The sequence below is a fragment of the Microvenator marinus genome, from assembly GCF_007993755.1.
Lineage (GTDB): Bacteria > Myxococcota_A > Bradymonadia > Bradymonadales > Bradymonadaceae > Allomicrovenator > Allomicrovenator marinus.
On the sequence record NZ_CP042467.1, the window covers coordinates 62,548 to 83,956 of the forward strand.

General features: G+C 54.4%; 18 protein-coding genes and 1 tRNA gene. 16 read left to right on the forward strand and 3 right to left on the reverse strand.

Annotated features, from left to right (window positions below):
• Positions 1-13: 13 nt before the first annotated feature.
• Positions 14-87: transfer RNA gene (locus FRD01_RS00240), tRNA-Arg, on the reverse strand.
• An 89-nt stretch (positions 88-176) separates the two neighbouring features.
• On the opposite strand from FRD01_RS00240, the gene FRD01_RS00245 reads away from it, so the two are divergent.
• The 16 genes from FRD01_RS00245 (at position 177) to FRD01_RS00320 (ending at position 18,105) form a co-directional block, all read left to right on the forward strand.
• On the forward strand, positions 177-1,349 hold the full coding sequence (locus tag FRD01_RS00245; RefSeq protein WP_146956538.1) for a hypothetical protein: 1,173 nt from the start codon (positions 177-179) through the stop codon (positions 1,347-1,349).
• 62 nt (positions 1,350-1,411) lie between these two features.
• Positions 1,412-2,227, forward strand: coding sequence for a phosphatase PAP2 family protein (locus tag FRD01_RS00250; protein WP_146956540.1), 816 nt, complete (start codon positions 1,412-1,414; stop codon positions 2,225-2,227).
• The gene (locus FRD01_RS00255; protein ID WP_146956542.1) at positions 2,224-3,339 is read left to right on the forward strand and encodes a cysteine desulfurase family protein; all 1,116 of its coding nucleotides are present in this window, start codon (positions 2,224-2,226) and stop codon (positions 3,337-3,339) included. The genes FRD01_RS00250 and FRD01_RS00255 overlap by 4 nt, the downstream gene beginning before the upstream one ends.
• A 38-nt stretch (positions 3,340-3,377) precedes the next feature.
• A complete protein-coding gene (gene mnmA / locus FRD01_RS00260) occupies positions 3,378-4,475 on the forward strand; it encodes a tRNA 2-thiouridine(34) synthase MnmA (protein ID WP_146963786.1) in 1,098 nt (365 codons plus the stop codon).
• On the forward strand, positions 4,472-5,185 hold the full coding sequence (gene rnc, locus FRD01_RS00265) for a ribonuclease III (protein ID WP_146956544.1): 714 nt from the start codon (positions 4,472-4,474) through the stop codon (positions 5,183-5,185). The genes mnmA and rnc overlap by 4 nt, the downstream gene beginning before the upstream one ends.
• Before the next feature lie 16 nt (positions 5,186-5,201).
• Positions 5,202-5,384, forward strand: a complete 183-nt coding sequence (locus tag FRD01_RS00270; RefSeq protein WP_146956546.1) for a twin-arginine translocase TatA/TatE family subunit — start codon at positions 5,202-5,204, stop codon at positions 5,382-5,384.
• Positions 5,381-6,256: a YicC/YloC family endoribonuclease gene (locus tag FRD01_RS00275; RefSeq protein ID WP_146956548.1), complete on the forward strand. Its 876-nt coding sequence runs from the start codon at positions 5,381-5,383 to the stop codon at positions 6,254-6,256. The genes FRD01_RS00270 and FRD01_RS00275 overlap by 4 nt, the downstream gene beginning before the upstream one ends.
• A complete protein-coding gene (gmk, locus tag FRD01_RS00280; protein WP_146956550.1) occupies positions 6,253-6,870 on the forward strand; it encodes a guanylate kinase in 618 nt (205 codons plus the stop codon). The genes FRD01_RS00275 and gmk overlap by 4 nt, the downstream gene beginning before the upstream one ends.
• Before the next feature lie 69 nt (positions 6,871-6,939).
• Positions 6,940-9,114 (forward strand): RelA/SpoT family protein, encoded by a 2,175-nt coding sequence (locus tag FRD01_RS00285; RefSeq protein WP_146956552.1) that lies wholly within the window; start codon positions 6,940-6,942, stop codon positions 9,112-9,114.
• Positions 9,114-10,031, forward strand: coding sequence for a tyrosine recombinase XerC (gene xerC, locus FRD01_RS00290; protein ID WP_146956554.1), 918 nt, complete (start codon positions 9,114-9,116; stop codon positions 10,029-10,031). The genes FRD01_RS00285 and xerC overlap by 1 nt, the downstream gene beginning before the upstream one ends.
• Entirely contained in the window at positions 10,028-10,570 is a 543-nt protein-coding gene (hslV, locus tag FRD01_RS00295) for an ATP-dependent protease subunit HslV (protein WP_146956556.1), read from the forward strand. The genes xerC and hslV overlap by 4 nt, the downstream gene beginning before the upstream one ends.
• A complete protein-coding gene (gene hslU / locus FRD01_RS00300; RefSeq protein WP_146956558.1) occupies positions 10,560-11,924 on the forward strand; it encodes an ATP-dependent protease ATPase subunit HslU in 1,365 nt (454 codons plus the stop codon). The genes hslV and hslU overlap by 11 nt, the downstream gene beginning before the upstream one ends.
• A gap of 34 nt (positions 11,925-11,958) precedes the next feature.
• Entirely contained in the window at positions 11,959-13,188 is a 1,230-nt protein-coding gene (locus tag FRD01_RS00305) for an acetylornithine transaminase (RefSeq protein ID WP_146956560.1), read from the forward strand.
• Positions 13,189-13,299: 111 nt separating this feature from the next.
• Complete coding sequence (locus FRD01_RS00310) at positions 13,300-14,778, forward strand: J domain-containing protein (RefSeq protein WP_146956562.1); 1,479 nt, start codon at positions 13,300-13,302, stop codon at positions 14,776-14,778.
• Positions 14,779-14,802: 24 nt separating this feature from the next.
• Positions 14,803-16,605 (forward strand): molecular chaperone DnaK, encoded by a 1,803-nt coding sequence (gene dnaK / locus FRD01_RS00315; protein WP_146956563.1) that lies wholly within the window; start codon positions 14,803-14,805, stop codon positions 16,603-16,605.
• A 30-nt stretch (positions 16,606-16,635) separates the two neighbouring features.
• Positions 16,636-18,105, forward strand: a complete 1,470-nt coding sequence (locus FRD01_RS00320) for a hypothetical protein (RefSeq protein WP_146956565.1) — start codon at positions 16,636-16,638, stop codon at positions 18,103-18,105.
• On the opposite strand, the gene FRD01_RS00325 is transcribed toward FRD01_RS00320, so the two are convergent.
• Positions 18,102-19,604, reverse strand: coding sequence for an HD-GYP domain-containing protein (locus FRD01_RS00325; protein ID WP_146956567.1), 1,503 nt, complete (start codon positions 19,602-19,604; stop codon positions 18,102-18,104). The genes FRD01_RS00320 and FRD01_RS00325 overlap by 4 nt on opposite strands.
• A gap of 3 nt (positions 19,605-19,607) precedes the next feature.
• Positions 19,608-21,389 carry a HEAT repeat domain-containing protein gene (locus tag FRD01_RS00330; protein WP_146956569.1) on the reverse strand — a complete coding sequence of 594 codons (1,782 nt, stop codon included), beginning with the start codon at positions 21,387-21,389 and terminating at the stop codon, positions 19,608-19,610.
• Positions 21,390-21,409: the final 20 nt, after the last annotated feature.

A 21,409-nucleotide genomic window follows, 5' to 3' on the forward strand; every position in this document is an offset into this window, starting at 1 on the left:
TTGCCTCTTAGAATGCGCCCGATAGGGATCGAACCTATGGCCTCAGGATTAGGAATCCTGCGCTCTATCCAACTGAGCTACGGGCGCCCGCGCGGATTGTTAACAAAGAGTCGTCGCTTCGTCTAGCATCACGTGCCGTCCAACGATATAGATCGGCGTCTTCGGTCGGAGTTCAAATGCGTCGCGTTGTGTTCGTCATCTTGTTCATGGTGGGTTTGGACGTTTCGGCCCAATCCGTGCCGTGCGCGGGCACCGACGTGTTCTCCGAGTCCAGAAAGGCCCGTCGCATCGTATCGGACTACGACGGTTTACGGGCTATTCATCAACGAGACCTCTCGCGATTGGATTTGCTCTGGGAGCGACAAACAGGGCGAGAGAAGCGAGGTTCCGGCTCGGTGGCTGGATTCGTCGCGTGGACCAAGGAGCTTGGATACGAAACGTGCACGACGCGAGGCGCTCAACTCGCTTCGTTGAATCCGTGGACCCTTGGTGCCTTAGGTCACGCTCGCCTTCCTTTCGGTTTGAGTATCGAAGCGGCCAGTGTGGTGGTGTTCGAACGACTTGAGCTTCAGACTGCGGCACAAAACGCTAGTGTAAGAGCGGACGAGAGCATGCTCTCACTTCGCTTAAGTCTGCATGATTGGGCAGATGTTCAAGGTGCATGGATTGAATCCGAGGCGGTACAGAGCTTCCCCGGGCCTGACGGCGAAGAGATTCTCGTGGGGGCTCAAACTCCTGAGAGTGAGACGGGTAGGCTCTTTTTTGCCATGGGGGTCCCCGCTCTAAGCCTCCGAACGTACGTGATCTGGGACCCTTCGGATGTCTCTCCTGCCACAATTTCTCTCGGTGTTCGGGACTTTCCGATCCTTTATAAAGGGCTCGAAGCCACGGCTCTCGTTGAATATCGAGGCGATGAGGAACAGGGTATTCTGCGTTTAGGAGTTGGAAATGTGCTCGACGTTTTTTCGGCTGAGCTCGGAGCAGAGCATCGTTCAGTGAAACTCAGACACGCCGTCTTGCGGGCGGAGCTCGGGAAGTCTTGGGGATGGGAGCCTGAAGATTTGGCAGAGTACGCTCCCGACCAAGAGGCCAGTCCGCGATTCGCGTTTGATGCTGGAGTATGGGGGCAGGCCACTTATTTCAATTCCGAATACATGCAGCTATCCCAAGGCGAGAGCCACCTCTGGGGGTTCCAGGCAGGATTTTGGGCCTCGCCAGATATTACGATATGGGTCAACCGAATAGATTTTTCGTTTGGGCTGAACCAGCCTGAGAGGCTCGAAGATTTGAGTGAGTCAGCCGGTCACTGGAGCATAAACGTGCAATTGTACAGTCGATTTGGACTCTAGCTTTGACATCCTAAAGTCACTTCGATTAACTCCCCGCCGAGACACGTTGTTCGCGAGTAGTCATGAAGAGATTCACCTTCTTTGTTTTTTTGCTATTGTTGTGCTGGAACACGGCATCTGCGCAGTCCGTTTCACACGAGCTCGAAAACACCTCACCGCTCTTTCTAGGGGTCGAAGCAGGAGGAGGAGTAGCGCTAACGATTGGGGCTCGTCTGATTGTCGGTTCTCCATCTGAGACGTGTGGTTGGTGCGAAAGCAATGGCTTTGATCGCGCCGGCCGAAATCTCTTGGTGGTTGAGTCAGCGTCGAAGGAGATTGGCTACATTAGCCATGGCGTCACGGTTGGGCTCGTTCCTGCACTCGGGCTTTTTGGGATCATTTCACCGGCGCTTGACGCGGACCAGGGCGGACATGCCATCGAAAACACTGTGATGATGGTCAATGCGTTTCTCTACACTACAGCGGTAGCTGAACTCGCGAAGGGTCTCGCAGACAGGCAGCGCCCTGGCGTCCATTTTGGAAGGGCTAGCGAAACTCAAGCGGGGGATTTCGTCTCGGAACAAAACCGATCATTCTTTTCTGCAGATACCGCCTGGGCGTTTACCCTCGCGAGCTCGGCCTCGACCATATCGTATCTTAGAGGCTACGAGTGGGCTCCCTACATTACGGCGGGTACATTCTCGCTGGCGACCATCGGGGGCGCCATGCGCATCATGTCTGATATGCACTGGCCGACCGATGTCTTGGTAGGGGCACTCGTTGGAAGCGCAATTGGATTTTTAGGCCCTTTCCTTTTGCACAGCCGTGCCGATGTTGCCGTGGTCCCGAGTGTTTCTGAAGGGACGACGATGATGGAACTCATTTGGCAGACCCCATGAACCGAATTTACCTCGATTGGAACGCAACCGCGCCCATGCTTCCGGAAGTCCAAGTGGCTGTGTTGGAAGCTATGAAGCTTCCGGGCAACGCCTCGAGTATTCATCAGGAAGGGCAGGCGGCTCGGACTATCATCGAGCGCGCTCGACGTGCCGTAGCCAAGGCAGTGAGCTCCGCAGCCCAAGGCGTGTTTTTTACAGGTGGGGCCACGGAGTCAAACAATCAGATCCTCAAGGATTTTGTGCGCCGAAAGCCGGAATGCACGCTTATTTGCTCGTCCGTCGAACACCCTTCCGTCATTGAGGTCGTGTCGGATTTGAGCGGTATGGTGGCGACACGGCAGCTCAAGGTCGATGAAGCAGGCCGAATTGATCTCGATGACTTGCGCGAGATTTCGGGGCCATTTTTGGTCAGTTTGATGTGGGCCAACAATGAGATCGGCAACATCTATCCCATTCGTGAGGTAGCTGACTTTGTGCACGAACGCGGTGGGCTCTTACATGTTGATGGCACGCAGGCGCTTGGCCGCATCCCTATCAACTTCCGTGAGAGTGGTGCCGATTTCATGAGCCTTTCCTTCCATAAAATGGGGGGGCCCAAAGGCGTAGGAGCCGTGGTGGTTCGTGAAGGATTGAAGGTCGAGAATATGGTTTCGGGCGGCCATCAGGAACGCGGAAGAAGGCCCGGAACGGAAAATGTGCCCGTGATTGCCGGCGTCGAAATGGCTATGAATTGCCTGATCGAGAACCTCGGGGTGTGGAATTCTCAGATGGCCGAGCTTCGGGAAAGGCTTTTCCAGGGGCTCGCTGCGACCGGCGCAGTGAGGCGCGGCGATGCCGAGTCATGTCTGCCTAACACCCTGAATGTAGCATGGGATCTGGATGGCGAGGATATGCTTTTGGCGCTCGATTTGGCCGGTGTTGCGGTCTCGAGCGGCTCCGCATGCACTGCCGGGTCTTTGGAGCCCAGTCATGTTATACTCGCCATGGGCTTCGACGAGGCCCGCGCCCGACAGTCCATTCGTTTTTCGCTAGGACCGTCGACGACCCGTGAAGAAGTCGATGATGCAATAGAGCGAGTTTCAAAAGTCGTTGACCAACTTCGTCGAATCTGAGAGACGAAGCGCGGCTAGAAGTGGAGAAGATGATGACAATGATCGAAGTCCCTGATGTTGAGGGGCGAGTCGTAATCGCGATGAGCGGTGGTGTGGATAGCTCGGTAGCGGCGGCTTTGCTCGCTGAGGAGGGGTTTGATGCGGTCGGGATCTCGATGCGTCTGTACTCCACCCCACAGGAGGATTACAGCAAAAGCTGTTGTAGCCCAGACGACCTCTTCGACGCCCGGATGGTCGCGTCCAAGTTGGGGATTCCGTTTTACGTCGCCAACTACGAGAGCGCGTTCCGTGAGCGGGTGATCGACTATTTTGTGGATGAGTATTCGCGTGGACGGACGCCAAATCCTTGTGTCGCGTGCAACAACTATCTGAAATTCGATATCTTGCTTTCACGCTCACTTGCCCTTGGTTCCAAGTTTTTGGCAACCGGGCATTTTGCTCGAATCGACCATTCAGGCGAGGTGCCTGTCATGCGTCGCGCGAAAGACGAGAACAAAGACCAGACGTACTTCTTGTTTGGCATCCCGCGAGAAGCGCTGGGCCGCATTCTCTTCCCTTTGGGCGGCATGACTAAAGACGAGGTCCGTGTCGAGGCGCGTCGCCTCGAGCTCGAAACGGCGGAAAAGGCCGAGAGTCAGGAGATTTGCTTTGTGGCGGGCGGTAACTACAAGGACTTTGTGGCTGAACGCCTCAAGGAAAAGGGCACGATTCCAGGTAAGATTGTGCATTCCAGCGGCAAGGTCTTAGCAGAGCACGATGGCATTCATAGCTTCACCATTGGCCAGCGAAAGGGCCTCGGGATTGCGTGGGATGAGCCGCTCTACGTCAAGTCGATCCATCCGAAGGACGGAACGGTAGTGGTAGGACCCAAGTCAGACTTGGCTGTCCGAGGGTTGGTGGCCGACCGATGCAACTGGTTGTCGTTTGAGCGTCCGCCAGGAGCCTTCGAGTGTGAGGTCAAGGTTCGCTATCGAAGCCAACCAGTCCCTGCGTTCGTGACGGTCGGAGCGGATCCAGACACGGCGTTTGTCGAGTTTGCGGAGCCTGTGAGGGCAGTGACTCCGGGGCAAGCTGCAGTATTCTACAGGGGAGATGAGGTCTTGGGCGGGGGATGGATTGAGGAGTCCCGCACATGAGTTTAGAGGTTGTGGCGGGTCTGCAAGAGATCATCGCCTACACGTTTGAAGACACATCGCTACTTTGCGCCGCCCTGACTCACCGCTCGTACCTGAACGAGGTCGAGGAGGTGATACCGGATAACCAGCGGCTCGAGTTTCTGGGAGACTCCGTACTCGGTCTTGTTATCGCGTCAGACCTTTATGCCCGGTTTCCTGAAGCCCACGAGGGGCAGTTGTCGACGATGCTTGCTCAAATGGTTTGTGAGCCGTCGTTGGCCGAGAGGGCACGAGAAATCGACCTCGGGTCCTTCCTCAGGCTGGGTCGAGGCGAGGAAAAGTCTGGTGGACGTTTGAGGGCGAGCCTCTTAGCTGATGCCTACGAAGCGCTTCTCGGAGCAATATTTCTCGATGGAGGAATGCTGGAAGCCGAGCGAGTGATCTTGCAACTTTTCCAGAATCAGCTAGCGTCATGTCGAGTTCGCGAGCATGCCCCCACAGACTTCAAATCAAGACTGCAAAAGCTCGTACAAGGTGCCAAGCTTGAGGCGCCGAGGTATCGAATCGCGGACGAGAACGGCCCTGACCACGAGAAATTGTTCGTGGCCGAAGTCTTGGTGGACGGTGAAGCGGTGGGGAGTGGAGAAGGTCGGTCGAAGAAAGAAGCGGAGCAACGCGCAGCAGAGCGCGCATTAAAGGCTCTCGGTATCAAATCCGTAGAGTCGGTATAAGGCGAGGAGGTTGAGCATGTTTGGATTAGGAACGACAGAGCTCATCATCATAATGGTGATACTGATAATGTTCTTTGGCCTTGGTAAGCTTCCAAAGGTAGCCAAAGAGCTTGGGGCCGGAGTGCGTAGCTTCCAGAAGTCCCTCAAAGGCGAGGAAGACGAGCCTGAGAAGACCGACAAGCAGAAGCTTGAAGAATGATTCGAAGCATGACCGGTTATGGGTCGGCTGAGGGGCAGTCGGGGCCGTGGCATGTGTCCGTCGAATGCCGTTCGGTGAATCATAAGAATTTTGATCTCCGGACAAGTTTCCCAAGAACGATGGGGTGGCTCGAGTCGCTGACTCAAGACCTGAGTAAGCGCTCCATCAAGCGTGGTCGTCTCGAGGTCAGGGTCGATCTGGAGCTCGTAAGTACCAAGGAACCATCCCTGGTAGACGAAGAACGATTTGCCTGCGTTGCAGACCAGCTCCGTGGACTCGCGCTGGCTCACGGATTGGCATCTCCAACAATCGCTGATGTGTTGGGTTTTCGAGAGACCCTGGGTGACACCAAGGTGGACGTCCCCGATGCAGAGGCAATGACACCGCTGCTTGAGCAGGCACTAGACCTGCTCTTCGAGTCGCGCTCAGAAGAAGGCAAAAAGCTCTCCTTGACCTTGATTCGGTTGATCGAAGAGATCGAGGCTGATTTTGCCTACATTGACTCCATGAGAGACGAGATTCTGGCCGAGTATCGTGAGAAATTGCATGCTCGAGTTGGAGAAGCCGCGGCAGCCGCAGGAGTGGAGCTTGAGGAGTCGCGCATTGCGCAAGAACTGGTGATCTTTGCGGATCGCTCAGACATTGCAGAAGAGGTGCAGCGAGCACTCTCGCATTGTTCCAAGCTGCGAGACCTGATCGAAGAATCCGACGATACGCCAGTGGGCAAGAGACTCGACTTCTATCTACAGGAGTTGATTCGCGAAGCGAACACCACGGGCTCCAAGAGCTCGGCGGTTCGTATCACCGATGCTGTGGTCCGTATCAAGACGGCCATCGAGCAACTTCGAGAACAAGCGAGTAACGTAGAATGATCGAATCAGACGAAGGCCTCCTCTTTATCGTGTGCGGCCCTTCAGGGGTTGGGAAGACCACGCTCTGCCGAGAGTTGCTCGAGCAACGCCCCCGGTTGAGTTTGAGTATTTCGTACACGACCCGTTCGCCTCGCGGAGATGAAAAGGACGGGGTGGCCTACCACTTCGTGAACGAATCTCGTTTTCAGGAAATGATCGATCAGGAACTCTTCGCCGAGTGGGCTCGTGTGCATGGCCACAGCTATGGCACGAGTGTCGAGGTCATCGAAGATGCGTGGTCAAAAGGGCGCGATATTCTGTTTGATATTGACTATCAGGGGGCCGGACAGCTGCGTGCGAGGTTTGGCAAACGCGCCGTTTTAACCTTGGTCGTTCCACCGAGCATGGGGATTTTGGAAAAGCGATTGCGCGGTCGCGGCACGGATAGTGCGGAAGTCGTGGATCGTAGGCTTCAGGCCGCGCGCCATGAACTCTCGCAGTTTCCTATGTTTGACTACGTCATTGTTAACGACGATCTAGCCCACGCACAGGCCATGATCTTCTCGATTTATGATTCGAGTCGCCATATGCGCCTGATTTGGGAAGAGCGAATGCGCTCGCTTTTGAGTCTCTGACTTAGATTTGTTGCCGCCGGGCACGGTGTTGTTTACATTGTCTACCGGGTAGTCTTTGAAGTGGTAGACATGGACGCAGCTGAAAAAGCATTGAGGGAGCGGGTTGAGGAGATTCTGGACAAGACGGCTGTGTATCAGCCGAACTTGGACCGCGACCTCATCTTAAAAGCATTCGATTTCGGGATGATGATGCATGAGGGCCAGAAGCGTAAGTCTGGCGAGCCCTACATGTCTCACCCGGTCGAGGTCATGGATATCATCGCGGAGTTGAGACTCGACTCATCGAGTCTGGTGGCGGGTTTGCTGCACGACACGGTGGAGGATACTCAGACCACAGTGGACGAGTTGAAGGACCTCTTTGGCGAAGATGTGGCTTTCCTCGTTGATGGTGTCACAAAACTTTCGAAGCTCAGTTTCAATACGCGGGAGGAAGCTCAGGCCCAGAACTTCCGAAAGATGATCATCGCGATGAGTCGCGATCTCCGCGTGATCGTGCTCAAACTAGCCGACCGACTGCACAATATGCGGACCATGAAACACATGCCGCAGCATAAACAAGAGCGGATCTCGGAGGAAACTCTGGACATCTACGCTCCTATTGCGCATCGCCTCGGCATCTCGTGGATCAAGACAGAGCTTGAGGATCAGTCGTTTAGGTATCTTTATCCGGATGCTTATTTCGACATCTCTGAGCAGGTGTCAAAGAAGAAGCGGGAGCGCGAGAGCTTCATCCGCGAGGTGATCAACATCCTCAAGGAATTGATGGGCGAGAACACCATCACCTGTCAGGTGGACGGTCGGCCGAAAAATTTCTGGAGCATCTACCGCAAGATGCAAAAGCAGCAGATCGAATTCGACCAGGTCTACGACGTGTTGGCCTTTCGAATCATCGTGGACGAGAAGTACCAGTGTTACGAGGCATTGGGGCTAGTTCACAACCTTTGGAAACCCATCCCCGGACGCTTCAAAGACTACGTGGCCATCCCGAAGCCAAACGGATACCAGTCTTTGCACACTTCGGTCATCGGCCCGGATCAAGAGCGTATCGAGATCCAGATTCGAACCCACGAAATGCACCGTGTTGCTGAAGAGGGTATCGCCGCGCACTGGATGTACAAAGAAGGCAAAGCGGTACCGAATGCCGACGATGCGGCCTTTGCATGGCTGCACCAGCTGATGGAAGAGCATCACGACGCGGAGGACCCGCACGAGTTCTTGGAGTCTGTGAAGATCGATCTCTTCCACGATGAAGTCTATGTTTTCACGCCGAGAGGCGATGTCAAAGGACTTCCTGCCGGCGCGACCTGTCTCGACTTTGCTTTTGCGATTCATACCGAAGTCGGTTCCCACACGGTCGGCTCGAAGGTAAACGGGCAGATTGTGCCGCTACGCTACGAGCTTAAGACCGGGGATATCTGCGAGATATTGACGAGCCCGAACCAGAAGCCGAACAAAGATTGGCTGGCGTTTGTGGTGACGGGCAGGGCGCGGACCAAGATTCGAAACGCGGTCCGAGAAGAGCAGCGGGAGCGAAGCCGTGAGCTTGGGCGAGAGCTATTGGACAAGGAATTCAAGCGGCACGGCACTAACGTTCGAGAAATGGAGCGCAACGGAAAGCTGCTCGACGCGACCTTGAAGTCCAAGTTTCACAATATCGACGAGATGCTGGCGGATATTGGTTATGGCAAGTCTTCGCCCGAAACGATTGTTTCCAAGATATTTGCCCAAAAAGAACCCGAGCAAAAGAAAGAGAGCAAGCTCGACCAATTCATCAATAAGTTCACGGGCCGCGGTAAAGGCAAGGGCGTCATCATCGATGGAATCGACGATATCATGGTGACCTACGCCAAGTGCTGCAATCCCGTCCCGGGGGACGATGTGCTTGGATTCATCACGCGCGGGCGCGGCCTATCGGTTCATCGGCGCGATTGTGATAAGGTTGCGCATCTTGAGAAGGAGAGGAAGGTCGATGTCTCCTGGGCCTCGAGGGGCAAGGAAGACAAGACGAGCCGGCACTCGGTCAATGTCCGCGTGTTCTGCACCGACAAGCCAGGTCTTTTGGCGAATATCTCTCAGTCATTCTCGGATTCTGGCGTCAATATTGCTCAAGCCCATTGTTTGACGACCGAAGACCAGCGGGCTGTGAATACGTTCGAAGTCCTTGTCTTGGACTTGAATCAACTTCAGGCCGCGATGCGGAAAATTCAACGAATCAAAGGTGTCTACCGAGTTGAGCGTGTCTAATGTCTGTGAATGTGGATCGTTTTCTGGAGTATTTGCGCGTGGAGCGCGGACGTAGCGAACGTACGTTGGCTGCATACTCGAGCGATCTTTCACAACTTCAAGAGCATTTGGAGGAGCACGAGCTCTCGCTAGACCATGTGGACCAGATTGGTTTGAAGAATCTGAGAGGGTTTGTGGCGTCACGCCTTGACGTGGACACTTCTGCCACGCTCGCCCGAAAGATTTCGGCGATTCGCTCATTTTGGACGTTTTTGGTCAAAAAGGGCGTGATTGAAGATGATATTGCGGAGCTCTTGAGCGCGCCCAAGGTTCGACAGCCACTGAAAAACTTTCTGAGTGTGGACGAGATTTTCCAACTTTTAGACGGCCACAAACAAGACGGCGTGCTCGGTATCCGAGACATGGCGATGTGGGAGACCCTCTACGGGTGTGGGCTTCGTGTTTCCGAGCTCGTGGGTTTGAATTTGGCCGAAGTCGATTTGAAGGACGGCTGGATTCGGACAGTGGGTAAAGGAAACAAAGAGCGCATGGTTCCTCTTGGTCAAAAGGCCAAGGCGGCCATCGAGCTTTATCTCTCAAGACGTAGTGAGATTGCCCAGGACAACCACTCCACGAGTGCGATTTGGGTCAATTCTCGCGGTGGACGACTCAGCGACCGCAGCGTTCGAAGGCTCTTGAAGGAACATCTGATTCGGGCAGGTCTGGACACATCCGTGACACCTCACGGTTTGAGACACTCCTTTGCCACACATCTCCTTGATGCTGGTGCCGATTTGCGCGGCATTCAGGAGCTCCTTGGGCACGCAAGCCTTTCTACAACGCAACGCTATACCCACGTCTCGGTGGAGCGTTTGGCCGAAGTCTACGATGCGGCACATCCGCGCGCTCGCTCGCAAAACAAAGGGGAGAACTCATGATTAAAGGGACCACAATTCTGAGCGTACGCCGAGGCGATGAGGTCATCGTGATCGGTGACGGGCAGGTTACCATGGCCGAAAAGACCATTTTGAAAGCCAGTGCGCGCAAGGTGCGACGCATCCACGATGGCAAGGTGATTTGTGGGTTTGCGGGGTCCACTGCGGACGCGATCACGCTCTACGAGAAACTGGAGGAGAAGCTTCGAAGTACCCAGGGCAACCTTCTCAGGGCCAGCGTCGAGTTGGCCAAGGAGTGGCGTTCTGACAAGATGTTGAGGCAGCTTGAGGCGTTGCTTATCGCAGCCGACCGAGAGCGGACGCTCCTGATCAGCGGAAATGGGGACGTACTCGAGCCGGAAAACGGTATGGTTGCGATTGGTAGCGGCGGGGTCTATGCGCTTGCGGCCGCGAAGGCTTTGCACGCTCATACGGAGCTCTCACCGCGAGAATTGGCCGTCAGCGCGATGAAGATCGCCGCAGAAATGTGTGTCTTTACGAACGATAACTTCACACTCGAGGAGCTTCGCGATGAACCCTGAGCAGCTTACTCCGCGCGAGATTGTGGAGCATTTGGATCGCTATATTGTGGGGCAGTTAGAGGCCAAGAGAAGTGTGGCAATCGCTTTGCGGAACCGATGGAGGCGCCAAAACGTTGCGGCGGACTTGAGGCACGAGATCATGCCTAAGAATATCTTGATGATAGGCCCCACAGGTGTCGGAAAGACCGAGATTGCGCGTCGATTGGCCAAACTCGCCGGCGCTCCTTTTCTCAAGGTTGAGGCGACGAAATTCACTGAGATTGGCTACGTGGGGCGAGACGTTGAGAGCATTGTTCGTGATCTGGTGGACGTTGGTGTGGCGCTGGTCCAACAAGAGCATGAAGCACGCCTCGAAGATCGGGTCCGCGACATCGTGGAGCGCCGCATCGTAGAAGCGATTGAGGCACAAAAGGGCGTCAAACGGGCGCTTGATGGGAGCGATGCGGGTCGGCCCACGTTTGTCGTTGGACAAGATGGCAGCGTGCACGAGGACCATGGCACAGGTCTGCACGCCCAAGTCCGCGACGGGCACCTTGACGATATGTGGATCGAAGTTGAGTTGGATGAAAACGAAGCCGGCCCAAAAGTTCAGGCCGAGGTCAGCGCTGCGTTTGATTTTGCGCCAATTTTTGAGCAGCTCATCCCTAAGAAAAAGCGGCGAAGGCGCATGAAGGTTAAGGAAGCGCGTCAAGCTTTCATGCGCGAAGAGTCACTGCGGCATCTCGATATGCGGCGGGTGGTCGACGAGGCCATCGAGCGGGTCGAAGAATACGGCATCGTTTTCATCGACGAGCTCGACAAAGTGGCTGTGCGACAAAATAGCCATGGCCCGGATGTGTCGCGCGAGGGCGTTCAGCGCGACCTGCTTCCTTTGGTGGAGGGCACTACGGTTTCGACAAGGCACGGTCTGGTCTCTACAGACCACATTCTCTTTGTGGCTGCTGGTGCGTTTCACGTGTCTACTCCCGCGGATCTTCTTCCAGAGCTCCAGGGTCGCTTTCCGATCCGCGTGAATTTGGACCCGCTGACCCAAGATGACTTTCGGCGCATTCTGACTGAGCCTTCGAATAGCCTGACTCGTCAGTATTCTGCGTTGATGGCCACGGAAGGTGTGACGCTGCAATTTGAGAGTTCGGCTATCGAAGCCATCGCTGAAATGGCCTTTCAGGCCAACGAAAATGCAGAGAATATCGGCGCGCGGCGGCTTCAAACCGTGATGGAAAAGCTCTTTGAGGAGATTTCCTTTAGTGCGCCTGAGCGCGATGGCGAGGTCATTCCTGTGACCGATGCTTTTGTGCGAGCCCGTCTTGGTGATATCGTGGCCGACAGAGACCTGAGTCGATACATCCTCTAGGTTTGTTTTAATCCTAATGCCCCCTCATAGAGCTATGAATACGACAGAACTACTTGAATCCGGAAATGCTCATAATTCACCATCCTACGCTCCTGCACCTGTCATCCTGGAGAGGGGCGAGGGCGTTCGAGTGTGGGATACTGAGGGTCGCGAGTACTTAGATTTCCTTGCCGGAATCGCGGTGAACTCGCTTGGCTATGCGCATCCCGCGTTGACGAAAGCGTTGCAGAGGCAAGTCGGCGAATTGATGCACGTCTCGAACATGTTCTTCACCAAGCCTCAGATCGAGCTGATGGATTTGCTCTGCGAGCGCTCATTTGGTGACCGGGTCTTCTTGTGTAACTCCGGTGCTGAAGCGAATGAGACGGCCCTGAAGTTGGCTCGTAGATATCAAAAAGCGGTCAAAGGTGACGAGGACCGAGTCGAATTCATCACCTTTAAGCAGTCCTTTCACGGGCGTACATTTGCAGCGATTACCGCGACTGGACAGCCGAAGTACCACAAGGGGTTTGAGCCCATGCTTCCGGGCTTCACGTACGCTACGTTCAACGACCTCGCCAGTGTAGAGGCGCTGATAAGTGAGCGCACGGCTGCAGTGATGGTGGAACCTATTCAAGGCGAGGGTGGCGTCAGACCTGCGGACCCCGAATTCCTCAAGGGACTTCGGGAGATCTGCGACAGGTTTGGCGCGTTGCTCATTTTTGATGAGGTCCAGTGCGGGATTGGCCGAACAGGCACCTTGTTCGCGTACGAGGGGTATGGCGTTGCGCCAGACATCATGACTCTGGCGAAGGGGCTTGGCGGTGGTGTTCCGATTGGCGCATGTGTGGCTACAGAAGAGGCATTTAAGGGCTTCGAACGGGGAAGTCATGCGACGACGTTTGGAGGAAATCCTCTGGCGAGTACCGCGGCTCTTTGTGTGCTTGAGACGGTGGAATCGGAGAATCTCCAAGAGAATGCCATTGCTCGAGGCAACCAACTCATGGATGGTCTAGGCAAGCTGGCCAATGGGAGCCCAACGATCGTCGAGGTACGTGGAAAAGGCTTGATGGTGGGGGTTGAATGCGTAGAAGGTGCCGCTGGTGAGATCGTCGGCTTGTGTCGCGAGCGTGGCTTGTTGGTCAACGTAGCTGGGCCGTCGACCGTACGCTTTGTGCCGCCACTGGTCGTAAGGGCCGAAGATGTTCAGTCCGCGTTGGGAATTTTCGAAGAGTCGTTGCACGAATGGGAAGCCAAGCAGAACCCGAGCAAGCAGGTAGGGTAGTATTTTAGCCCGAACTTTGGATCTGTTTCCTTGTCAGTCTATCGCTTACGGGTTAAGTTATCGGGTGAAAATGAACCCCAATGAACTGCACTTTCCCATGCGGGTGAAACGTTGTTAGACGACGCTCTCAAGCTGGCGCCCAAAGAGGACGTAGACTACCGCAATCTGAGCGGTCAACCGACTCCGGAAGATTTCTTTTTGCTTTCGAGAATTCGGGGCTCCGTTACAGTTGCACAAGTCATTAGCGTTTCTGGTCTCGGTCGCGATAAGACAATCACGGGACTTGAGCGATTGCTATCCTTAGGACTTTTAGAGGCCGAAGGTCATTCGTCCGTCGCACAATCTCCCCCCGCTGTGCAGGCACCAGCGCCACAACCAAGACCAACTCCTGAGCCAAGGCCCGAGCCAGCGCGTACCTCAGTACCGACTGCTCCAAAAGCAGCGCCAGAGCCAGCCAAAGTTGTCGAGCCAGTCTTGGAGCAAAAGCACGTCCATGAGTCGTTTGCGCCGGTAATCTCAGAGCCTGATGACGACGACCTTTTTGAAGCTGATTCGCCGGCCCATCTTTCAAAGCTAAAGAACGCGAGCGGTACCACGGTGCATACGGCGGAAGCCGAACTTTTCGGCTCGGACGACGACGACGACGACCTTTTTGGCGGGCCACCGGCTGCAAGTGCTGACGATGACGACCTCTTTGGTGGGCCTCCCGCCCAAGCTGCGGCTCCTGCTCAAGCCAAGCCAGAGCCTGTAAGTCTCTTTGAGGACGATGCGCCGAGTCCGACTCCGACTCCAGCTGCGAGTCCTTCGCAACCAGATTTTGGTGAGGCTACTTTTGCGGTGGCGTGGTCCGATTACGAGCTTGATGAGAGTCAATTGCTCTTTGGGCCCGACCTCGACGACGGGTTCAAGCGCGAAATCCTATATGTGTATGAGCAGCTGCCTCGGCTGACCTACTATGACCTCCTCGGGGTCAAGGACGGAGAGGATCCGCGCAAGAGTAAAAAGACGTATATCAAGTTGAGTAAGCGCTTTCATCCGGACGTTTTCTACGGAAAAGACGCCGGGGAGTTTGGGACGTGGTCCGAAGAGATTTTTAAGACCGTGACGAAAGCATTCCAGACACTTTCTAACCCGAAAAAGCGGGCAGAGTACGACGCGACGCTGCAGGACTCTGAAGGGCTTGGCGGTGAATCGGGCAGTGAAGCGGCTGACGAGAACCGTCGCCAATTGGCCTTTCAGACGCTCGTAAGGCAGGCCTACGCACTTGAGGAACAGGGCCTTTTTTCGCAGGCCGTCAACGAGTACCGCCGCGCTTTGTCGTTTCAGCGAGACGATTCCTTGTTGATTCGCTGTGCGACCCTGCTTCTTCACGCGGGCATTCGTCTGGATGAAGCTGCCACCTATGCGCGAGCGGCATTGGAGGCTAACCAGCGGGATTCAGAGGCCTGGCTCTTATTGGGCAAGATATACGAGCGCAGCGAAATTCTGGACGCCGCGCTCGAGGCGTACGAAAAGGCAGCAGAGTGCGCGCCTCACGAGCAAACGTTATTAGTTCATGTTGAGAGATTGAGAGCATCATTGGGATACTAGGCCAAGAATGGCTAAGGAGTTTATATGAGGGTGATTGGCATCGACTTGGGGACCACAAATTCATGCGTGGCCGTTGTAGAAGCGGGAGTTCCCCGAGTGATCTCGAATAAGGGAGGTTATAAAACGACCCCGAGTGTCGTCGCCATCTCTGAGTCCGGCCGACGCCTCGTGGGACAAATGGCGAAGCGCCAGGCCATCACCAATGCTCGACACACGGTGTACGCAGCCAAGCGCCTTATCGGACGCAAGTGGAATTCGGCGGCTGTCAATCATTGCATCGAGACATGTCCGTACGAAATCGTGCCAGGCCCGCATGAAGATGTGAGGATTAAGCTTCGTGGCAAGGAGTATAGTCTGCCTGAGATCTCGAGCATCATTCTTCAGGAAATGAAATTGGTGGCCGAGGAAGACCTCAAGGAAGAAGTCACTCATGCCGTGGTGACGGTGCCTGCCTATTTCAACGACCTACAGCGTCAGGCAACCAAGGATGCTGGACGAATCGCGGGTCTTGAGATCCTTAGGATTATCAATGAGCCAACTGCTGCAGCGCTAGCCTATGGTTACGGCAAAGATATGGATCGCCGCATCGCCATTTATGACCTCGGCGGCGGAACCTTCGATATCTCGATTTTGGAGATTAGTTCTGGGGTGTTTGATGTACTTTCCACGGCCGGTGATACCTTCCTTGGCGGTGAGGACTTTGACGCGCGGATCATCGAACATCTTGCGTTTGAGTTCGCTCGGCAACATCGGGTGGATTTGCGAAAGGACGAGATGTCTCTTCAACGCCTCAGGGACGCCGCGGAGAAAGCGAAGATCGAACTCACATCCAAGAATGAGACAGAAATCAGTCTTCCTTTCATTTACACCCGTGAGGGTGGAGAGGCGTTGCACCTTCAAACGACCATTTCAAAGGAAACGTTTGAAGGCCTGGTCGTTGACTTGATTCAACGTACCATCAAAATTTGCCAGGCGACCCTCCAAGATGCCGGACTCGAGGTGGCGGATATCGACGATGTGGTGCTCGTTGGCGGAATGACCCGGATGCCAAAAATCCAGGAAGCGGTTAAAGAGTATTTTGGTCGAACCCCTGGAAAGAGCGTTCATCCTGACGAGGCGGTGGCGATTGGGGCCGCGATTCAGGGAATGGCACTAATCGAGCCTGAAAATGACGTTCTACTCTTGGACGTGACTCCGCACTCGCTCGGGATCATGATTCACGGTGGTGGATTCGAAAAGCTCATCGAAGCACAATCCACGGTGCCGACGAGCCATAGTCACGAATTCACAACGATTCGTGATAACCAGACCTCGGTAAAAATCGTGGTGTTTCAGGGCGAGAGCCCGCGCGCAGCAGAGAACGAACTCCTTGGCGAATTCGTGTTGACTGGACTCAGACCGGGCCCAGCCGGCGCGGTCACTATCGAGGTTACCTTCGACATCAGTTCTGATGGTATTGTAAGCGTGGCGGCCAAAGACTTGGATACTGGAAAGGAACAGTCGATCACCGTGACAGCGGCCAGCGGCCTTACCGAAGAAGAGATTCAGGCCATGATCAAGGAGAACGAGAGTTATCTCGTTCAGCTTAAGGAAGGCGAGGACCTTGAAAAGCTCCGCGCGTGGGTCCGAAAGCAGGTTCGTGAAGTTGAGAGGTTGGCGTCGCTCCTCGATGGAAGCTCGGGTCCGCAGCGAATGGCGGGTGAGAGCGCAGAGACGGTGGTCAGCCAGGCGCGCGCGGCCTTGGATGAAGATACTCCAAGTGCACTCAAGAACTCGATTGACCAGCTTGAAAGTGCACTTTCTGATTTGAAGACTTTTGTCGATTGAACTGTCGGTCCTAAGCAGTAGATACAACGAATGAGCGAAAAACCGACACTTTTTGGATTATTGGAGCAAGCCTCTCGATCGCTTGATGAGGGAGAGTTGCGCCAAGCCCAGGATGCTTTGCGAGAGGCTCAGAGATTGAGTCCGGGGAACGAAGCGATTCAAGAGCACGTAGAGCTATTGGAGAACGGCGAGGTTAGCGAGACTTTGGATTGGTTAAAGTCCTCGTTGGAGATCATGCGGGGTCCAGACTCACAAGCTGCCGATGATGGGTTTGGCTTTGACCTATTCGACGGTATGGATCCTGATGATTTGATCGCTCAAGATATGATTTCGAGCGCATTCAATGCATCTGTAGAGGCGGAAGCTCCAAAAGCTTCTACCCAAGATCTTTCGGACAGACTTCGAGCAGCGACCGGGAAATTCAAGCTGCCGCCGCCATCGACTCAATCTGAACCGACGCCACAAAAGGTCTCTGAAAAGCCTGCCGAGAAACAGACCAAGCCCAATTTTGACAATCCCAAGAATGATTTCGACGAGTTCTTTGCGGACATTGAGGTCGAAGACGACGACGGAAGAAATCTGACCCCCCTAAGAGGTGTTCCGACCGTTGGTGGTGAAGAATCGGAAGAGGAGCTTGGTCGAAACACCCCATTCAGGCGGGAGCAAACGCCAACAGGACAAATGCCTGGGTTTAGTGAACTGGAAAGCGGCGATTCCGACTTCGATTTTGACCTTGGGTTATCGAGTCCAAACCAAGGATTTTCGGCGCCAACAAACAATCCGACTCCAGTTTCAACCCCGGCGATTTCCACCAAGCAATCGCCTGCTCGTGAGCCTGTGCGTACGCCTCGCGCCTCAAGCCGAGAGATTGAGGAAGATGAGTTTTTCGCGCTCGCTGAGTCATTTGCCGCTGAAAGTTCGAGCGCAGAGGACAAGCCATATCGCGGTGAACCAATACCGAAGGGTGCGGCAAGTCGAACTAAGGAAGTCGCGGCTGACGAGAATCCTTTCTTACAAAATGAGCCCACTGGTATTAGGCCCGGGCCTGTTGAAGCGTCGTTCGTACTTGAGGAGATGACGAATCAATCGGAAGCAAATTCTGCATCGTCCTCCGTGGTTGGGCCGAGTACCAATCTGGCCGCAATCCTACTCGAGGCTCGCCGTATGTATGAGCGCGGCGAGTTTGACGAGGCTTTAGACGTTTGCCTCAAAGTGCTTTCACGTGGGCCGAATCAAGAGGCCGAGGATCTCAAATCTGCGGTATCCGGCGAACTTGAGCGCAAGTATGTCGCCGCCCTTGGTTCGTTGGCGAGGGTTCCCGAACTCGATATGAGTGTCGACGTGGCATCACTCAATCTGGACCATAGAGCAGGCTTTATTATGAGCCAAGTCGACGGGATGATGGCTTTTGAAGATATTCTAGAATTGGCTTCTATGCCGCGTGTTGAGACACTTCAACTCTTGGTGAAGCTACTAGAGAAGGGCGTGATCAAGGTCTAGCTCAGTAGGAAGACCTTCGAAACCGAAATTTCTGAAGGGTCTACTTCAACCGATTTCGCAATCTCGATATGGGCATATTTGGGGTCGGAAAGGTCAAACGACATTGGGTTCGCTTGATTCAGGATCCTGACCACAGGCTTGCGCGGGTCACCCGAGGGGTCAGGCGTTCTAACGATGACTGCCTTTTCACCAGTCGTGAGCAGAACCGTGGTACCGATCGGATAAACACCCAGCGTCGAGACCATCAATTTAACCAACGCAGAATCAAAAACGGACCCCGCGCGGGCCTGGATGTATTCGATGGCCAAGTCTGGCCGTCTGGTTTTGTAGCCCTCTAGGCCCTGGATTAAGAGATCATAGGTGCGGCAGAGGTCGATGATTCGCGGTGCAAGGTGGAGCTTACGGTTGCGCTTGTAGAATGGCGCACGAACAGACTGTTCAAATGAACAGCCGCGCTCATAAGTGTTCAGCACTCTGAGTGTAGAAATCACATCACCTTTGACGCGCGGCAGCATCTTGGCCACATCACGAAGGTTCATCGAAAACTGAGTCGATGGGTCGAGCACCGAATCACGGTCTCGGTGACCCACGGTGATTCCCGCAAGTCTATCCACGTCCTGATAAATGATAGACATACCGATATACGAAATCATCTGAGGCGATAGACCTAGGCGGTCAGCGAGGATCATTCCGTAGATAGCCGAGTTAAACGAGTGAGAGCTCAAGTCCGGTGGGACCAGTCGTAGCGGCAAGAGTCCGAGAATCGTAAAATCCTCGTCGGCGATGAGGTCCGAGATACTCTGCATGATTCTCTTGATCACACCGGTCGACACGTCTGCATCACCTGTACGCCGGACGTGGTCGTGTGCGTTCTTGAGTTTGACGAGTCCGCGAATATACACGTGGCACACGTACATCGCCTTGTTCACGTTCATCACGGCTTCGATGATATTGCGTGTGGGCTGTCCGTGATCGATAACGATCGTGGCGAGCTGTACGTGTTCCATTCCAGTTTTGGCTTTTGATGCGGCTTTCAGGGCGCCCAGAAAGCTCAGGAAGTCGTCTGTGTTCAATCCTCGGCGCAAGAGCAGGCCTCGGATATCGGCGGCCGCAAAAAGGTCTCTCAGCTCGTTGAGTCGACCCTGCATCTTCCGCTTCAATCTGAGCGGGCTTCCGTTGACCACCGCGAGTTCGTCTCGAATGGAGATCGAGATATCGTCTTCGGGATATCGAGCCATCGCCTGCGAAAAGAACTGCATGAATTCATCAGAAGCAATTCTGGTTTGGTTGTGCTCAACTTCATAAATACTTCCAACCTTCAAAATCTTAAAAAGACTTGTCAGGAAGGTGCGCCCAAAGACCTGCGCATCCGAGGGGTCAACCGAATATTCCTCGTCCTGATACTCAGAACGAGAGCTCTCGGTGGTTCCCGCAACGTAAGACTTCTTTGCAAAACTTGCTTCGCTAAGGCCTTCTTTTGACTCTTCATCGCCAATCATTTCTTACCTCGTGAGCAAGTCGCTTAGTTCTTTGCAAGTAGACTTAATCTTTCCGGGAACGAGCCAATCATTGGCCACTTCCGTAAGCAGTTCCACAACGCCGGGCTGTGGGTTTCTCGCGATGAGCTTGGCAAGGAGCACCGCGAGGTCACGGTCAGACTCACCGACTACGCCGCGTTTATGGATCAACTCTTTCATCTCCACGAGTGCTTGGGCGCCGCCGAGTTGCAGGAAGAGCAGGGCGATTTCTTTGGCCTCGTTCTCAGACTTCTTCGCGAGCTGGTTATTGAGCATCCCGCTGAGCAGAGGAAAGAGTTTCGAGGGGTTTGCGTCCGCCAAGCCACGCAAGGCGGCGATTCGAATCCCTTCGTGGGATGCCGTAAGCAAAGGCGTAAGAAGTTCGGCGGCCTGGTCCGGAGAATCCCAATGACCCGACATGGACCTAAGCGCCATGACCTTGATCTCTGGCTCCGCGGGTTGAGTGATGATCTCCAAAATCACGTCTTTGGATTTTGGCATGCGCGCGACCGCAATCTCGACGAGCGGTTTGGCTTTCTCTGCAGGCACTTCAAAGATAGCTTGTTTTAGGAATCCGACCCCGTATTTGGAGCGTTCCATCAAGAAGCGCTTCACGTCCTTTTCGACGTCTTCTGGGATGTCCCAGGCCAAAAGTCTCACCAACTCCGTAGATGCTGGTCCGAGGTGGAGTGCATTGAACATCTGTAGAATCGCGCGACGAACGTCTGGAGGCGCTGTGGCCACCATCTTAATCATCAGCGCCAAACGACGGCCTGTGAAACACTCAGCGACCACATTCTTGAGTTCTCCGGTCACCGGTCCATCAAATTTATCTCGCCATTCGTGGATGAGTTTTAGAAACTCGAGGGATTCCCACGGGTGTTGCGTCTCGAGGAGCGTCCCCATCACCTCTCCGATCTGGTCGATCGACTGGTGGCGAAGCTTCTCTTTGGGACGTGCGCCGAGAATCGCAGCCAAGATTTCGCCTTCCCGGTGCTCAAGCTCCGCATGCTCTGTAAAGCCACGCTTGAGTTCTCGAAGGTGCTCTTGGGCTTCGGGTGAAAGGTCAAGAAACTGCCTTGAGCCAAGCTCCATACGCTGTTGACGCTCAGACCTCTTTTGCATCCGAAGCTGAAACTCTTCCTGCTGCTTTTGGCGCGCCTGTTCCGGGGTCATGTTGTTTTGTTGTTCTTTGTCGAACGCTTCCTCGAAGAGTTCTTCGATTAACTCCTGTTCCTCTTTGGTATCACGGTCACGAATATCAACTTCGAGTCCGGCTAGCTTTGCCAGCGATTCGTCGATCGCGTCGTAGGAGATGTAGCGAAAGCCCGCTTCGAAGAGGATTGAGACGGCGTCTTTCGAGAGGTCACGCTCGTCAACTAATTGGTTCAGCACTTCGACAAAGGTGCGCAGCTCGTTTTGGTCAATACCGGCCAAAATATGCAGGAGATACACTCCATCACGGCTAAGTGCCCAAGAGTAGTCTCTTGGGTCTTCTGTTTCCCAAACGCGCTCCTCGGTACCGAGGTATTTCATGGAGTGTGCATCGACGAGAACGCTGAGTCTGTCGTTGTGTTCGAAGAATTCACGAAAGCTCTGAACCGTCACATTTGCAGCTTCTTCAACGATCGGGTGTCCAGGTGGGTAGGACATCATCAGGTTTGTGAGTCGATCGATTTGGGCAAAGCAGCGCCTTGCAAGACGAACCTCTTGCTTGACGTCTGTGACGAGTTCATCAACGACCGAGGCTTCAGACGTCGATTGCATGTGGGTCTCCTTAATCTGTT